At 63.2% G+C, this 15,477-nt stretch carries 12 protein-coding genes and 1 pseudogene; 3 read left to right on the forward strand and 10 right to left on the reverse strand.

The window, feature by feature from the left end:
* Positions 1–76 precede the first annotated feature (76 nt).
* Both EDE08_RS12435 and purD read right to left on the reverse strand, forming a co-directional pair.
* A complete protein-coding gene (locus EDE08_RS12435) occupies positions 77–979 on the reverse strand; it encodes an alpha/beta fold hydrolase (protein WP_131869162.1) in 903 nt (300 codons plus the stop codon).
* Between the two features lie 205 nt (positions 980–1,184).
* Complete coding sequence (gene purD, locus EDE08_RS12440; protein WP_131869161.1) at positions 1,185–2,468, reverse strand: phosphoribosylamine--glycine ligase; 1,284 nt, start codon at positions 2,466–2,468, stop codon at positions 1,185–1,187.
* Between the two features lie 313 nt (positions 2,469–2,781).
* On the opposite strand from purD, the gene EDE08_RS12445 reads away from it, so the two are divergent.
* Positions 2,782–6,702, forward strand: a complete 3,921-nt coding sequence (locus tag EDE08_RS12445) for a PIN domain-containing protein (RefSeq protein WP_131869160.1) — start codon at positions 2,782–2,784, stop codon at positions 6,700–6,702.
* Positions 6,703–6,970: 268 nt separating this feature from the next.
* Here the strand turns inward: EDE08_RS12445 and EDE08_RS12450 are convergent.
* Positions 6,971–7,257: pseudogene (locus EDE08_RS12450) on the reverse strand (transcriptional regulator); the annotation flags it as partial.
* A 101-nt stretch (positions 7,258–7,358) separates the two neighbouring features.
* On the opposite strand from EDE08_RS12450, the gene EDE08_RS12455 reads away from it, so the two are divergent.
* Positions 7,359–8,123 (forward strand): IclR family transcriptional regulator, encoded by a 765-nt coding sequence (locus EDE08_RS12455; protein ID WP_131869159.1) that lies wholly within the window; start codon positions 7,359–7,361, stop codon positions 8,121–8,123.
* 250 nt (positions 8,124–8,373) lie between these two features.
* Here EDE08_RS12455 and EDE08_RS12460 read toward each other — a convergent pair whose 3' ends face one another.
* From EDE08_RS12460 to EDE08_RS12480, 5 genes are all read right to left on the reverse strand, one after another.
* The gene (locus tag EDE08_RS12460) at positions 8,374–8,562 is read right to left on the reverse strand and encodes a hypothetical protein (RefSeq protein WP_131869158.1); all 189 of its coding nucleotides are present in this window, start codon (positions 8,560–8,562) and stop codon (positions 8,374–8,376) included.
* A gap of 133 nt (positions 8,563–8,695) precedes the next feature.
* Complete coding sequence (locus EDE08_RS12465; protein ID WP_131869157.1) at positions 8,696–9,277, reverse strand: DUF1349 domain-containing protein; 582 nt, start codon at positions 9,275–9,277, stop codon at positions 8,696–8,698.
* A gap of 155 nt (positions 9,278–9,432) precedes the next feature.
* Positions 9,433–10,191: an SDR family NAD(P)-dependent oxidoreductase gene (locus tag EDE08_RS12470; RefSeq protein WP_131869156.1), complete on the reverse strand. Its 759-nt coding sequence runs from the start codon at positions 10,189–10,191 to the stop codon at positions 9,433–9,435.
* Positions 10,188–11,363 carry an ABC transporter substrate-binding protein gene (locus EDE08_RS12475; protein WP_131869424.1) on the reverse strand — a complete coding sequence of 392 codons (1,176 nt, stop codon included), beginning with the start codon at positions 11,361–11,363 and terminating at the stop codon, positions 10,188–10,190. The genes EDE08_RS12470 and EDE08_RS12475 overlap by 4 nt, the downstream gene beginning before the upstream one ends.
* 149 nt (positions 11,364–11,512) lie before the next feature.
* A complete protein-coding gene (locus EDE08_RS12480; protein WP_207912972.1) occupies positions 11,513–12,313 on the reverse strand; it encodes an acetoacetate decarboxylase family protein in 801 nt (266 codons plus the stop codon).
* A gap of 175 nt (positions 12,314–12,488) precedes the next feature.
* Here EDE08_RS12480 and xseA point away from each other — a divergent pair, with 175 nt between their 5' ends.
* Complete coding sequence (gene xseA / locus EDE08_RS12485; protein ID WP_165935921.1) at positions 12,489–14,111, forward strand: exodeoxyribonuclease VII large subunit; 1,623 nt, start codon at positions 12,489–12,491, stop codon at positions 14,109–14,111.
* A gap of 185 nt (positions 14,112–14,296) precedes the next feature.
* On the opposite strand, the gene EDE08_RS12495 is transcribed toward xseA, so the two are convergent.
* Positions 14,297–14,446: a hypothetical protein gene (locus tag EDE08_RS12495; protein ID WP_131869154.1), complete on the reverse strand. Its 150-nt coding sequence runs from the start codon at positions 14,444–14,446 to the stop codon at positions 14,297–14,299.
* 200 nt (positions 14,447–14,646) lie between these two features.
* A complete protein-coding gene (locus EDE08_RS12500) occupies positions 14,647–15,435 on the reverse strand; it encodes a dienelactone hydrolase family protein (RefSeq protein WP_165935889.1) in 789 nt (262 codons plus the stop codon).
* Positions 15,436–15,477 lie beyond the last annotated feature (42 nt).

The following is a 15,477-nucleotide window of genomic DNA, read 5'->3' on the forward strand; positions in this document are numbered from 1 at the left end:
ACCACAACCGCCTCGGAGTACTGGATCGTCCGCCTTCGCGGACGATGACAGTTGAGTGTGTGGCGGACGGCGATGCCTAAGCCGCGAAGAACTCGCGCAGCGCCCTCGCTGTCACCTCCGGATTCTCCTCGGTCAGGAAGTGCCCGGAATCCACGGGCATGCCGTCCAAATTGGTCGCCCATTGCTTCCACGTGTCCAGCGGCGTCGCGGCGGCCTGGGCGATGCCGGCATTGCCCCACAGCGCCAGCATCGGGATCGTGATCTTCTTGCCGGCCTCGAAATCGGCCTTGTCGAGGTCGTAGTCGAAATAGGCGCCGGCGCGGTAGTCCTCGCACATCGCATGCACCCGGGCGGGATCGCGGAACGGGGCGAGGTAGTGTTCGAGCGCGCGCGGGTCGATGGCGTCCAGCGTCTTCGACTTGGTCTGGCTCGCCATCTTGAAGCGCAGGAAGAACTCGCCATTGCTCGAAATCAGCGTCTCCGGCAGCGGATAGGGCTGCGCCAGGAAGGTCCAGTGATAGATCTTCAGGGCATAGGCGCGGTTGATCCGCTCCCAGTAATTATAGGTCGGCAGGATATCGAGCACGGCGAGCTTCGACAGCCGGCCGGGATGATCGAGCGCGAGGCGATAGGAGACGCGGCCGCCGCGGTCGTGGCCGGCGAGCGCGAAATGCACATGGCCGAGCCGCTCCATCGCCTCGACCATGGCTTTCGCCATGGCGCGCTTGCTGTAGGGCATGTGCAGCGCATCGCTCGCGGGCATGTCGGACCAGCCGTAGCCCGGCAGGTCGGCGATGATCAGCGTGAAGTGCTCGGCAAGCTCAGGCGCCACCTGGTGCCACATCACATGCGTCTCGGAGAAGCCGTGCAGCAGCAGCAGCGGCGGGCCCTTGCCGCCGACGCGGGCGAAGATGCGGCCGAAGGCGGTATCGATCCATTCGGCGGCAAAGCCCGGATAGAGGTCGGCGAGATCGGACATCTTCTTGCATCCTTGTTGGTCGGTCGCGGGGCCGCTCGACAAACAAAACGTCGAAAACAACCCCATGCACAGTAGCGGTATTATTTGCGGGAGCTGCTAACCCCAACAGAGCGTTACATATTCTGGAATGCGGATGTGGCGGGGTGGTGACACAAACCGCGATTTCCTCGCTCGGCGCGCTTTGCGCGCCGTCCGCGATGACGAGCTAATTCCCGGCTTTCTCGGCCTCCACCGCCTGCCAGCCGATGTCGCGGCGGCAGAAGCCTTCGGGCCAATCGATGCGGTCGACGGCCTGGTAGGCGCGCTTCTGCGCCTCGGTCACGGTCTTGCCGAGCGCGCAGACATTGAGCACGCGGCCGCCATTGGCGAGGATGGCGCCGTCCTTCGCGATCGTGCCGGCGTGGAAGATCTCGACCGCCTCGACCTTGGCGGCTTCGTCCAGCCCCTCGATGCGCGTGCCCTTCTGGTAGTCGCCGGGATAGCCCTTCGCCGCCATCACCACGGTGAGCGCGGAGTCCGGATGCCAGCGCAGATCGAAATTCTTCAGCTGCCCGTCGCAGGCCGCAAGGAAGGCCGGCACGATGTCGCTCATCATGCGCAGCATCAGCACCTGGCACTCGGGATCGCCGAAGCGCACGTTGAACTCGAACAGTTTCGGCCCCTGCGTCGTCAGCATGATGCCGGCATAGAGAATGCCGCGGAACGGCGTGCCGCGCTGCTTCATGCCCGCCACCGTCGGCAAAATGATCTTCGCCATGATCGCGTCATGGACCTGAGGCGTCACCAGCGGCGTCGGCGAATAGGCGCCCATGCCGCCGGTGTTCGGGCCGACGTCGTGGTCGAACACGCGCTTGTGGTCCTGCGCGGAGGCCAGCGGAATGGCGGTCTCGCCGTCGCACAGCGCGAAAAAGCTGATCTCGCGGCCCGGCAGAAACTCCTCGATCACGACCTCGGCGCCGGCCTCGCCGAACGCGCCCTCGAACATCATGGCGATGGCGTCCTCGGCCTCGCGCACCGTCTTGGCGACGACGACGCCCTTGCCGGCGGCAAGGCCGTCGGCCTTCACCACGATCGGCGCGCCCTGGCTCTGCACATAGGCGAGCGCATCATTGGCGTTGGTGAAGCGCTGGTAGGCGCCGGTCGGAATGCCGAACTCGGTGCACAGCGCCTTGGTGAACCCCTTGGAGCTTTCGAGCTGCGCGGCAATCTTGCTCGGCCCGAACGCCTTGATGCCGCTAGCTGTGAGATCATCGACGATGCCGGCCGCCAGCGGCGTCTCCGGCCCGACCACCACCAGCTCGACCGCGTTCGTCTTGCAGAAATCGATCACCGCGGCGTGGTCGGCGACATCCAGCGCCACGCATTCCGCCTCCCTGGCGATGCCGGCATTGCCGGGCGCGCACCAGAATTTGGTGACCAGGGGAGAGGCCGCGATCTTCCACGCCAGGGCATGTTCGCGGCCGCCGGAACCGAGCAGGAGAATGTGCATCAGGGGCTCAGGATGAGGGGTTTTGCTGGGGGCGGAGGTCGCACGAATCGGGGTGGGGCTCAAGGGGGTCTTCAAGCACGCGATGCCCGACGCGGTGTTTCGGAGCGCAAACGGCCCAATCGTCCATCTTGATTGCCTCAACGCTCAAAGGGAATCCCTGCAATCCGGTTTCCCCTGCTTAAAGCCGCAAAGATGTTGAGTAATTCTCTTCCCGCTGAACGAGTTGGTCCGTGCACTATATACTAGGGCGCCGGTCTCTCCTTATTACCCCCTCCGTGGGAGACGCGCCGATTTGCCCCTCACGGTCCTATTCATGACTGATCATACTTCCGTATCCATATCGCCACCCGCTGACTGGCAGGCCTTTGAGCGCAACGCGCGATTGCTCTTTCAGCTATCGCTAAATGATCCTGCTGTGCAGAACAACGGAACATCAGGTCAGCGCCAGCACGGCGTCGACATCTTCGGAAGACGCGGCGGCGGGGCTGGTCCCCTCGTCGGCGTGCAATGCAAAGGCAAGAATGGCGACTACGGCAAAAAGGTCACCGAAAAGGAACTGCGCGACGAGGTCGAGAAGACCGGCAAGTTTGTTCCGAGCCTTGATGAATTCATTCTCATAACGACGGTTCAAACCGATGCAACCATTCAAAAGGCCGCGCGGCTTTTAGAAGTGGAGCTTCGAGCCAAAGGGCGGGCACTTTCAATTCAGGTCTGGGGTTGGGATCGAGTTCAACAGGAGATCAACCTCTTTCCGCAAGCGATCGAGATATTCCATCCGGACGCAACGCCATTTACCGGAAAGATACTGGACGCTAACCGTGAAACGCAGCGCCTAATTCAACAGACCGGCGATGCGACGCTTGGTAGGATCGCAGGACTCGAAGCGCAAATTGCCAGCATCACGGCTCTGCTTCCATCGATCGCCAGCGACAAATCGAGCAGCAACGACGCCCTTGATGCAGAGTTTGACAGCCAGATTGACGGATACCGCGACGACCTGATACGCGCCGACAAACCACGCACGGCGCTCGGTTTGTTGATGAGGATGAAGGAAAGAGTTTGGGCGACTGCGTCAACGCGCATTCGCTATCGCATTGTGGCTAATATCGGCGCAGCACATTTCAATCTAGGCGAATACGAGGACGCAGCGGACTGGCTTCTTCAAGCCGCAGAGATTGATCCGTCCGATCCCGGAGGCATCTCGAACAAAATTGCTGCTCTACTCATAAAAGGGCGTAAGATCGAAGCACACGCGGCGGCAGTTGTCGCAATCGCCGCCCATCCGGATCATCCAGAAATCGGGCAGCAGCGGTTACAGGCTCTTGCTCAGAATGAAGACGTCGAGGCGGTATGGAATACGCTGCCAGAACAGGCGAAAAGCAGTCCGCAGGCTCATGCCATTCGCGTAGCGCTGTTACGAGAAGCGCAAGATGGCCGCTGGCCTAACGCCGTCGCCGAAGCAGTTAAGGCATTCCCAAACGATGAGGGCATCAAGATTCTACATGCCGAAGCCGTCGTTCAATCTTTTCAAAACGTCGATCCCGGTGGCGTCGGGGTGCGGTCCGCCGTTACGCCATCGCAAGCCGAGCTAACGGCCGCAGCAGAAACGCTCGAAGCGGCCTACCGTACCTCGACCGGGAAAGAAACGCCTGCCAAGGCCGTTTGTGCGCATAACGCCGCGTTGGCATGGAGTCTCTTGGGCGAGGTCAAGCGCGCAGCAGAGTTGCTCGACGCAGCGATAGCAAGCGGGCTCGACGGCAATGAATCGCGTCACAACCGCATAATGCTGTATCGGCGGAACGGTCAGCGCGACAAGGCGCGCGAGCTTGCTGAGAAGCTCGACGATAGCCCGATGAGTAAAATCATTCGCGCGGACCTGTATGCTGAGGTGGACCCGGGCGCTGCGCGGGAGATCCTCGCGGATCGGGCGACATTCGGCCGCATCAACGACATCGTGCCCGCAGCTCTGGTCGTGATCGAGACGTTCGTTAAGCAGGGTCGCTATGAGGACGCCAAAGACGAGGCGCTACGGCTAAAAGCTGCCTTACCAGCGCATCCGCAAGGTCCGTTGGCTCTATTCCGCGTGCGCCGGGCACAAGGTGACGCCGATGCGGAGACGGCTCTCGATGAGGCTCTGGCGCTCGTTGACAGCAACACGGACTTTCCAACCCGATTTATTATCGCAGAAGCGTTAGCTTCCGCTCAAAGGTTCGACGATATTGCAGAGTTGCTTAACGAGGTGACTTCACGGCAGATCGACTCGCCCGCCCTTCGGGCGCTCCTGGGTGCTGCAATCAATTCCGATCGCCGCGTCTTAGCGCGTGAAATTCTCGACCAAGTTCCTGCTGCGGTCGGGCAACAGGCATTTTACCGGAAATCACGCATCGCCTTGGAAAGCCGGTCCGGCAACATTCCGGTTGCGGAGAAACTGATCCGCGCGTTCCTTGCCTCTGATCCCACCGATCTTGAATTGCATCTGCTTTTGCTTGCTGCGCTGTTCAGGCAAAACAATCTCAAAGAACTTCGGATTGAAACAGCGAAGCCGTGGTCAGCCTTCAAGGGGGAACCAGAGGACTTCATGAAGCTCGCGCAATTCATGGATGATTTTGCAGATTGGCGCGAGGCACATAAGCTCGGTTACAAGACCCTCCTAGACAATCCCAACAGCCAGACGGTCGCAATGGGCTATGTCGGCCTTTTCCTTCGGCCCGGTCACTCACGCGGAATGGAAATAGTTCCCGCGAAAGTCGGCCCTGACATGGCGGTGGGACTAGAACTGGACGATGGTACGAAGTCCGTCTTTATCATCGAAGCAGATTCCGGGCTTCGACCGACGCCCCAACATATCGCACCAGACCATAGGGTCGCCGCCCTACTTGCCGGAAAGAGTAAGGATGACGGAATCGTTATGCCTGACTCATCGCAAGGCAAGATTGCATGGATCAAGCCGAAGCAGCTCCATGCGTTGCACGATCTCCTTGAAAATTTCGGCAACCGCTTCCCCGAAATGCGCGGACTCCAACGGGTCAAAGTCGATTTTGGGAAGGATGGCGGGCTTGAGCCGATGCTATCTAAAGTACGAGATCGGCATGATGCCATTGAAGAGGTGAACAAACTTTACGAAGCAGGCACGCTCCCGCTTGCCCTCGCCGGAAGGGCGCTTGGCTGCGACCCGATCGAAGCTTTGGTTGGCATCGCAGGCTCCGGAATACGTATCCGCTCTTGCGACGGCACCCACCTGGAGCGGGCAACGGCCTTTGCGGCGATCAATAACAATGCTGCACGGGGTTGCGTTGTCGATTTGGCGACCCTCCACATCATAAGACGCCTCGGCCTTGAAAAGATCGTTGCCGCAGTGTGCGGGCCGATCGGCATTGTCGCTCGGACCGCCCTTCACTATCAGCGTCGAACGCATGAACTTCGCGAGCGCCTTAACGAGGCGGATATGTCGATCTCATTCCGCCATGGTCAATACTACCGAACCGAAATAACACCGGAGGAAAAGACACAGGCCCTCGAAGTCGCAGAAGCGGACCGCGCTTGGATTGAGCAAAACGCCACCATACTGCCCGCTGAAGGTAAGACGGACTTGTCCCCGAATTGGCGGCCACTGATAGCTCAATTCGGAGCCGGATTTTTAGACGATCTCCGTGCCGCGCAGGGCAGCGGCAGATTGCTTGTCTGCGAAGATCAGTTGTTGCGCCAGCTCGCACAACTCGATTTTCAGGTTCCGGGGACGTGGTTGCAACCCGTCTTGATGCGAGCATTGAGCCTCAAAATTATTACCCAAGACGAATACCTCGCCGCCATCGTCCAACTTATCGATTCAGGACTTGAATTTATTTCGATTAGCCAAGACTTGTTAGCTTCTTCCCTGAACGGCGTGAATGATCTCGCCGTTCCCGCCGCATTCAAAAAATTGGCATCGCGTCTTGGTGGCAAAAAGGCAGACTTAGCCTCGCATACCCAAGTTGCCCTCGGAGCTAGCATTGAAATCTGGCGCAATGAAAAATTGCCGTGGGTATTGAAACAAGCTGCTCTGGGGTACCTTCTTGAGCAACTGATTGCTGAGAGATCGTCTGACGACGTGTCGGCGATTATGTCTACATTCGTGCAGGGAGACCCTTGGCGTGGATCGAAGCCGTCGATCTCAAATTACGTGATCGATTGGCTGGAAGGGCATTTCTTGTTGCCTGCTTTGGTTCCGCAAGAACGGCGAGCACGGAAGCGCTAGCAGCCTGCTGAAGAGCCCGCAAAACCGCCGACGGATCGCGGTTAACGTTGGAATACGGTGACAGTGCACTAATCTCAAAATCCAGACGATCAGTTGGTACCATTTAGTGCACTGTCGCCGCGATTCCGTCGTTGCTCTTTCGCTGTCATTCCGAGGCGGGCGCAGCGCGAACCCGGAATCCATTGAGCGGCAACGTCGGCGGTGGAATGGATTCCGGGCTCGCGCCCAAGAGGGCGCGCCCCGGAATGACGGCGGAGGCCAAACCTGCTTCCCCGGCGATAATCTCCTGCAACGTCGCCACATGCCGCGCAAACGCGCCGTAGCTAGCGGCCGTGGCCGCCACCGTGGTCTGCGGCTTCTTCCCCACGAGCGCCTTGTCCACTGCGACATAACCGGCCCGCGCCAGCGTCTCGATATGTGCTCAGAGATTGCCGTCGGTTGCGCCGGTTTCTTCAGACGGCGAATTTCGAGGCCTGATACCGCCGGCAGTGCGCCGAGGGCCGCCATGATCTTCAATTGCAGCGGCTGGTGGATGATCTCATCGAGCTCGGCCAGGCGCTTGCCGGCGATCGACTTTTCGCCGTGCGAGCAATCGGCTACACGGGATCGCATTTCCCCCGTGCGCTCGCAAAGCGCTGATCCAACAAGGCCTAGGAATGACTGAGAAGCCGCAGCCGGGCGCGCCCGCCCTGGAAAAGGGGCTGGACCTTCTGGAGGCGCTGGCGGGCGCGGCGCGCGGCATGAGCCAGAAGCAGCTCGCCGAACGCGTCGGGCGCTCGGTCAGCGAGATCTTCCGGATGCTGGTGGCGCTGGAGCGGCGGGGCTATGTGGCGCGCGACCCCGCGACCGGCGAATACACGTTGACGCTAAAACTGTTCCGGATCGCCTCGCAATTCCCGCCGACCGAGCGGCTGTTGAAGGCGGCGCTGCCGGTGATGGAGCAGCTCGCCTCCCGTGTGCAGCTGTCCTGTCATCTCACGGTGCTGCACGGCGAGCAGTTCATGGTGATCGCCCGGATCGAGCCGGAATGGCTGATGGGCTGGTCGGTCAAGGTCGGCGCGGTGTTTCCGCTCACCCAGCAATACGCGTCGGCGAAGGTCCTGGCGGCCTTCCAGCTCGAGGGCCGGCGCGAGGAGCTGGCGCAGGTCATCGCGACCAACGACCGGATAAGCACGAAAAAGGCGCTTGCGGCGCTCGACCGCATCTCGGCGGAGGGCGGAAACTTCTCCAACGACGACGGCTATACGCGCATCCTGGCCTATAGCTGCCCGATCATCGAAGCTTCCGGCCGTGCTGTGGCCGCGATGACCGTCCCGCTGGTGCGGCAGGATCAAATTCCAGCCGCGGAAGCCAGCACCATCGCCGCCGAGCTGCGCAGCGCGGCCAGGATCGTCTCCGAGAAGATCGGCGGCGTTGCCTGACGAATGTTGGGATCAGGCTCCATTGCTGCAACGATGGAGGTGCACTCCCTCTCCCGCTTGCGGGAGAGGGCTGGGGAGAGGGTGTTTTCGCGATGGGATAGCCCCCTAGAGGAGAAAGCCCTCACCCGCGCGTTGCGCGACCTCTCCCGCAAGCGGGAGAGGTTGCACCGAGCCCGCCGCAATCGCTTCAGCCGAAGCCAAACCGCGCGCGCGATGCGCGGGCAGATCTACCCGTCGTGCTCGGCTGCCTTCAGCCTTTTTGTTTCTCTTCTGCGCTCTTTCCATCGGAGCTTTTCGAGCGCTCTTCGAAACGATCGGCGCCCTTGGCCAGATCGTGCCCCATCCTGCTCTCGTTCTTCGCTTCTTCCTTGGACGTCGCTTCACGCAAGCCTTCGGCGGCCCGTTCGCCTGCCTTTGATGATTTCCGTTCCTCATCCATTGGTGGCTCCTCCCTGATCAAGACGCCTCCCAGGAAGCTCGCTGGGTCTATCCCGGATTGGACGTATCCACGTTCCAATCGGATCGCCGAAGCATTGTTCCCAGTTCCGTTGACGCTCCTGGACCGGTGCTCCTCACCCAAGATCATGAAGCTCCTTGCCGAGCGGCGGCGCCAGCCGGAAATCGGAAAAAACGACTTCCAGTCCGGACCGCTCCGGCGTGCAGGCCATCGGTCCAACAAGATAGGAGGAGTTCCTGGCGAATGGCGCAAGCCGCATCAGAGGCCATATCTTTCCATCGCTGGATGCCTGCAAGCGAAGGACGCCATCCGCAATCGTGACGCGCAGTCGAAAGTCACTGGGGTCGTGCTCATAGGGGGCTGTTGCCCAGTCCGATTGCCCGGCCGTCAGCACGCTGGACAGCATGGCACGCCCGTCCGAAAACTCTATTCCGGCCTTTAGCCAGTGCCGTTCATCTATACGCACCATCAGGCCCGCTTGATCGTAGAGCGCTTTGAAATGACTTCGGACGCGAAGTTCGGCCGTGAACGCGTCTCCCGCCTGAAAAGCGAGGAAGTGTCCGCTATCGCGGATAAAGCCGTAATGAGTTTCGCGCCAAAAATCGGTGGCCTGGTCTGTTTCCAGCCCGAGGTAGTTATCCTTTTCGGACCACTTTCTCGGCTCGTTCAACCAGACGCCGCCAGACTTGCCAAACATTCCTCATGCTCCATTTGAACGCCAGTGCACCTCCTGAGCACAACTCGGCTGTCCGCCCTCAGGTCCGCCTTGGGTCACAAGCGGCAATGCTTGGCCGATCAGGAGACTTCCGGCCGTCCCTCTGGAGGCCGACATTGTTTCAATGAGCGCACGCCCTAGCCCAGCGTCATCCCGCCGTCCACGACCCAGGCGGCACCATTCACGTGGGCAGCCTCGTCGGAGGCGAGAAAAGCGACGACGTTCGCGACATCCTGCGGCCGCCCATGCGCGGTCGCAACGTTTCGGCGCAACGCAATGGCGGTGTCACGCGCCTGGCCTTCCAGTTCCCGGATCATGCGCGACTCGACCGGTCCGGGCAGAACGGCGTTGACCCTGATCCTGGTCCCGGCGACATCGAGCGCCGCCGTGCGTGTCAGCCCGAGAACGGCGTGCTTGGAGGCGACATAGCCGGCGAGGCCTGCGCGCCCCCGGATCGCTGAGGTCGATGCGGTGTTGATGATTGCGCCAGTCCCGCGCTGCATCATCCTGGCGATCACGTGCTTGAGGCCGAGGAACACGCCCTTGACGTTCACCTGCAGCAATTGATCGAAGGTTTCGTCGGGGTATTCGTGAAGAGGAGCGACGACGCCCTCGATGCCCGCGTTGTTGGCGAAGATGCCGATCGGCCCCAGACGTGCTTCGGCCGCCTCGACGAAGGCGATCGTATCCTGCGCGAGCGAGACATCTGCGCGGATGGCGAGCGCCCTCGCGCCGGCCTCCTCGACCAGCTGCGCAGTGGCGCGCGCAGCCGCTTCGTCGCGATCGACGATCGCGACCGCAGCGCTCATCCGCGCCAGCCTCAGCGCAATGGCGCGTCCGATATCGCCCCCGCCGCCGGTGACCAGCGCGACCGGCGGCCGGTCACTCCCGGTCACGACTTCAGGAACTCGCAGCCGCCGTCCGCCAGAGGCCGCCAGGCCTCTGATGGCGCGATGGTCTTGACCAGCTTGTAGTAGTCCCAGGGCTGCTTTGATTCCTCGGGCTTTTTCACCTCGAACAGGTACATGTTGTGCAGCTTGCGACCGTCGGCGCGCACGCTGCCCTTGCCGAACAGCGGATCATCGGTCGGCAGCTTCTTCATCTGCTCGACCACGGCCTTGCCGTCGCTGGAGGCGCCGAGCGCGTCGACGGCTTTGAGGTAGTGCAGCGTCGTGGCATAGGCGCCCGCATGCAGCGCGGTCGGATAGCGGCCGTTGTTGCGCGGCGCGAACCGCTTCGTCCAGGCGCGCGTGTCGTCATTTAGATCCCAGTAGAAGGATTCGGTGAACTGAAGCCCTTGCGCAATCTTCAAGCCGAGCGAATGCACGTCGCTGAGATACAGCACCGTCGCCACCACGCGCTGGCCGCCCTGCGGAATGCCGAACTCGACCGCCTGCTTGATGGAGTTGATGGTATCGCCGCCGGCATTGATCAACGCGATGATTTCCGCCTTCGACGACTGGGCCTGCAACAGGAAGGAAGAGAAGTCTTGCGTGTTGATCGGCGTGCGGACCCCGCCGAGAACCTTGCCGCCGAATTTCTGCACGACGTTCTTGATGTCGCCTTCCATGGCATGGCCGAAGGCGTAGTCGGCGGTGAGCAGGAACCAGCTCTTGCCCCCGCTCTCGACGACAGCGCGCGCGACACCGGACGACAGCGCGTAGGTATCGTAGGTCCAGTGCACGAGATTGGGCGAGCAGGACTTGCCGGTCAGGTCCGACGACGAGGCGCCGGAGACCAGCAGAGTCTTGTTGTTCTGCTGCACGACGTTGCGGACCGCGAGGGCGACGGCCGAATTCGGCGCATCGACGATCACGTCGACACTCTGCCGATCGATCCATTCGCGCGCGATGTTGGCGCCGAGATCGGCCTTGTTCATGTGGTCGCCGCTGATGATCTCGATCGGCCGGGTCATCTTCGGACCCGAAGCCTGGAAATCCTCGACCGCCATTTTTGCCGCCAGCAGCGAGCCCGGACCGGTGACATCGGCATAGAGGCTGGACATGTCCGTCAGCACGCCGATGCGAAGCGGCTTTGCCTCCTGCGCCCGCGCCCCGAGTCCCGTCATGCCCAAAGCAAATCCGCCGGCGCCGGCCAGCAGCCGGCGGCGGCTCACCCGAAATCGTCCTTCCATGTCGAATCCCTCCTTTGCCTCGCGCGTGTTTCTTCCCGGTATTCGCCGCCCGCACGTACATCGCGCGCAGGCTGATCTTGTCGTCAGGGAATGAGCCGCTCGATGAGCCGCCGGTCCTCGACCTCGAATCCGCCGCCATAGACCTCCGACACCATGAAATGCGCGCCGAGGATTTCTGGCTCGAGCTCGACGATCGGATCGTACTCGCTGGCGTGCAGCGTCATCGCGGCACGGCCCGGCACCGGCTTGGAGTATTTCAACGGCGTGCGGCGATAGGCGATGTCCGCATAGGCGATGCCGAGGCGCTCGGGATGCGGCAAACGACGCACATGGATTTCGCCGGCCGGCAGCTCGTCGCCATCAACGATGCGGACGACGGGTGCGGATGCATCCGGTGTGAAGGCGAAATCGGCGAGTGGAATTCCGCGGCGCCGGACCCACCCGGTGATCGAGCCGTCCGGATGCTCGTCGAAGGCGTAATGGGCGTCCTTCTTGGTGTAGCCGAACACCTCGCGTCCGGCACAGATCCCCATGGGATCGCTGCAATACATGAAGATATGCGTCTCGGTGAACAGCCCCTTGTACCGGACAGGCACGGAGATCATCAGATCGAACATCTCGCCCGCGTGCACGGCCAGGGAGTGGCCGGGCGAACGCATGAAGCGGAAGGCGACGCGATCGCTGGCGATCTCGAACGGCGTGTCGGCCAGCAGGGCGGCGACCTTGCCCGGCGCGACGCGGGTCATGATCTCGACGGTCCGCAAGGTGCAGCCCCACTCCACGGGATAGGCCGGTGAATAGGGCGGATTGACCCCGCTGTTCGGCTTGAGCCGGTACTGCGCAAACATGCGTCGAGCTGGATCGTCGGGATCGGCCACGGTCATCGGGTCCGCTTCCTCCTTTGAGTTCATATATGATTTTTAACTTTCATATATGAAAGCACGGGCGAGTCAAGCAGCCCTCGACGGGACTGGTTCCACGTCTCGCCGAATCGATTGGCGCTGGCTTGCGAAAATCCCTAACGTCGGGCTCGACCCCAACATGCCGAATCGTTTGCCGATGCCGCCTGCGGAACCACTGCTCAACGCCCCCGAATTCACCGTTTCCGAGCTCTCGCAGTCCCTGAAGCGGACGGTCGAGGATGCCTTTGGCCATGTCCGGGTCCGCGGCGAGATATCCGGCTTTCGCGGCGCGCACTCCTCCGGCCATTGCTATTTCGCGCTCAAGGACGAGAGCGCCAAGATCGAGGCGGTGATCTGGAAGGGCGTGCACTCCCGGATGCGCTTCAAGCCCCAGGAGGGGCTCGAGGTGATCGCCACCGGCAAGCTCACGACCTATCCGGGCTCCTCGAAATACCAGATCGTGATCGAGGTGCTGGAGCCGGCCGGCATCGGCGCGCTGATGGCGCTGATGGAGGAGCGCAAGAAGAAGCTCGCCGCCGAAGGGCTGTTCGACGAGGCGCGCAAGCAGCTCTTGCCCTGGCTTCCGGAGGTGATCGGCGTCGTGACCTCGCCGACCGGCGCCGTGATCCGCGACATCCTGCACCGGCTGGAGGACCGCTTCCCCCGCCGCGTGCTGGTGTGGCCGGTGAAGGTGCAGGGCGACGGCTCGGCCGAGCAGGTCGCGGCCGCGATCCGCGGCTTCAACGCGATTGCCCCGGGCGGCAAGATTCCGCGCCCCGACGTCCTGATCGTCGCGCGCGGCGGCGGCTCGCTGGAGGATCTCTGGTCGTTCAACGAGGAGATCGTGGTGCGCGCGGCGGCCGAGAGCATGATCCCGCTGATCTCGGCGGTGGGGCACGAGACCGACATCACGCTGATCGACTTCGTCGCCGACAAGCGCGCGCCGACGCCGACGGCGGCGGCCGAGATGGCGGTGCCGGTGCGCAGCGAACTGTTCGTCGAGGTCGCCGATCTCGGCCGGCGCACCCGCGCCTATTGGCAGCGCGCCCAGGAGAGCCGCCGCAGCGAGCTGCGCGCCGCCGCGCGCGCCCTGCCGGCGGCCGGCGATCTGCTCGCGATTCCGCGGCAGCGGCTGGATTCGGCGGGCGCTTCGCTACCCCGCTGCCTCAAGGCCAACACGCATGCGCATTTCCGCCGGTTCACTGCGGCAAGTTCGAAGCTGACGCTGCGGGTGCTGCACGGCCAGATCGCGCAGGCCGATCACCGCCTCACCGTGTGCGGCGAGCGGCTTGGTCTCTCCGCGCGCTCGCTGCTGCGGCGGCGGCGCGACCGCTTTGCCGGGCTGGAGGTGCGGCTGCGCGCCTCGAAGCTCTCCAACGCGCAGGCCCAGCGCAACGCGATTGCGCGCCAGCGCGAGCGCACCCATCGCCTGGCTGAACGCGCAGAACGCGCACTGGCGACGCTGCTGCACCGGCTCGACACAAGGGTCGAGAACAGCGGCAAGCTGCTGTCCGCGCTGTCCTACCGCAGCGTGCTCGCGCGCGGCTTTGCGCTGGTGCGCGACGAGGCGGGGCATCCCGTGCATGCGGCGGAGGCGATCGGCCCCGGCGCGCGCGTCGAGATCGAATTCGCCGATGGCCGCGTCGGCGCGACGGCGGATGCGGATCGCGCGGACCCCGCCGCAACGCGCGCGCCACCGCAACCCAAGCCGGCCGCGCAGGAGACGAAGCCGGCACCGAAGCGCGTGGCCAAGAAGGTGGATCAGGGCAGTTTGTTCTGAGAAGCGAGGACGGTGCCTCTCGCTCGGTGTCGTCCCGGCGAAGGCCGGGACCCATAACCACAGGAAGGAGTTTGGCGAAGACTCGTCGTTCGGTACTCCGACCGCCCGCAATTGATAGATCACGCGGTATGGGTCCCGGCCTTCGCCGGGACGACGGTCGAGGTTTTGGTGACCGACACCGGCTCTCAGCGGCAGGACAATCCCGCGTCGATCGTGGTCCAGAAGCCGCAATGATCCGGCGCCAGCATTGGCGCGCCGGCGCGGGCTTCGAACAGGAAGATCGCCACGGTGAAGACGATCAGGGCGGCGGCGAAGAGGACGATGCGGTTGCGCATGTGAATTCGTTTAGCCGCTATCGTGGTCGAAAGATGGCACGGTCACAGCTGAAACCGGCGCGGCATGGGTCCGTAGAGTAACGGTCGGCCATACTCCGTGCAGGGCGGTGGTCGATGCGGGGCTGCCCGCCCCATTTGTTCCTCGGGCGGCCCCGCCTTCGCTCTACCGAGCTGCGGCGCGGCAGGCCCGCTCATCCGCCTCACCGCGCCAGCCATTGCGCAACGTCCTTCTGCGAGGCCGCGCGGGCCTCGGCGTCCGTATGCTCGGCTGCTGCGTGCAGCTGCGTGCCGGCGCGGTCGAAATCGTGATCGGCGCCGGGATAGACCACGATGCGCGCGAGCGCGCTGCGGCCGCGCGCGCCGTCCACCATCTGGCGGCAGGCCGGCGGCGACGACACGTCGTCATCGGCGCCGATCAGCACCAGCGTCGGGACCCGCGTGCTCCACCCCAGACCCGCCGAGATCCGGCAATCCGGATAGAACGCGATCGCGGCGCGGAAATCCGGGGTGAGATCGCGCGCTGCGCTCTGCGGGCGCACCGCCCAGAGCAGTGCGCTCGCGCCGTTGGCCCAGCCGATCAGGCTGACGCGGTCGTGCGCCACCCAGGCCTGCTTCATCAGCCAGGCGCGTGAGGCCGCGATATCGGCGACGCGATCGCGCCGCGCCTTGACATGCATCTCCCTGACGCGGCATTGCGGCCCGAGGTCGCGCGAGCCGTAGCTGTCCGGCAGCAGCACGGCATTGCCCGCCCTGAGCAGGCGCTCGGCCCAATCCCGATAGCGCGGCAGCACCGGATCGGAATGGCCACCGAGGCCGCCGCAGCCATGCAGCGCGATCACGGTCGGAAACGGGCCAGCGCCGTCGGGCTTGTAGAGCTGCGCATGGAGGACCCCGGACGCGAGCGGAATGTCGACCGGCTGCGGCGCCGTCGCGGCGTGCGCGGCCGATATCAGCAGCGCCAGGAACAGGGCGGTCAGTCGAAAGCGCATCGGACTCTGCCGGAGAAGATGCCGGAACCAGCGATCCTTCGC

Source organism: Bradyrhizobium sp. R2.2-H (assembly GCF_004346455.1).
GTDB lineage: Bacteria > Pseudomonadota > Alphaproteobacteria > Rhizobiales > Xanthobacteraceae > Bradyrhizobium > Bradyrhizobium diversitatis.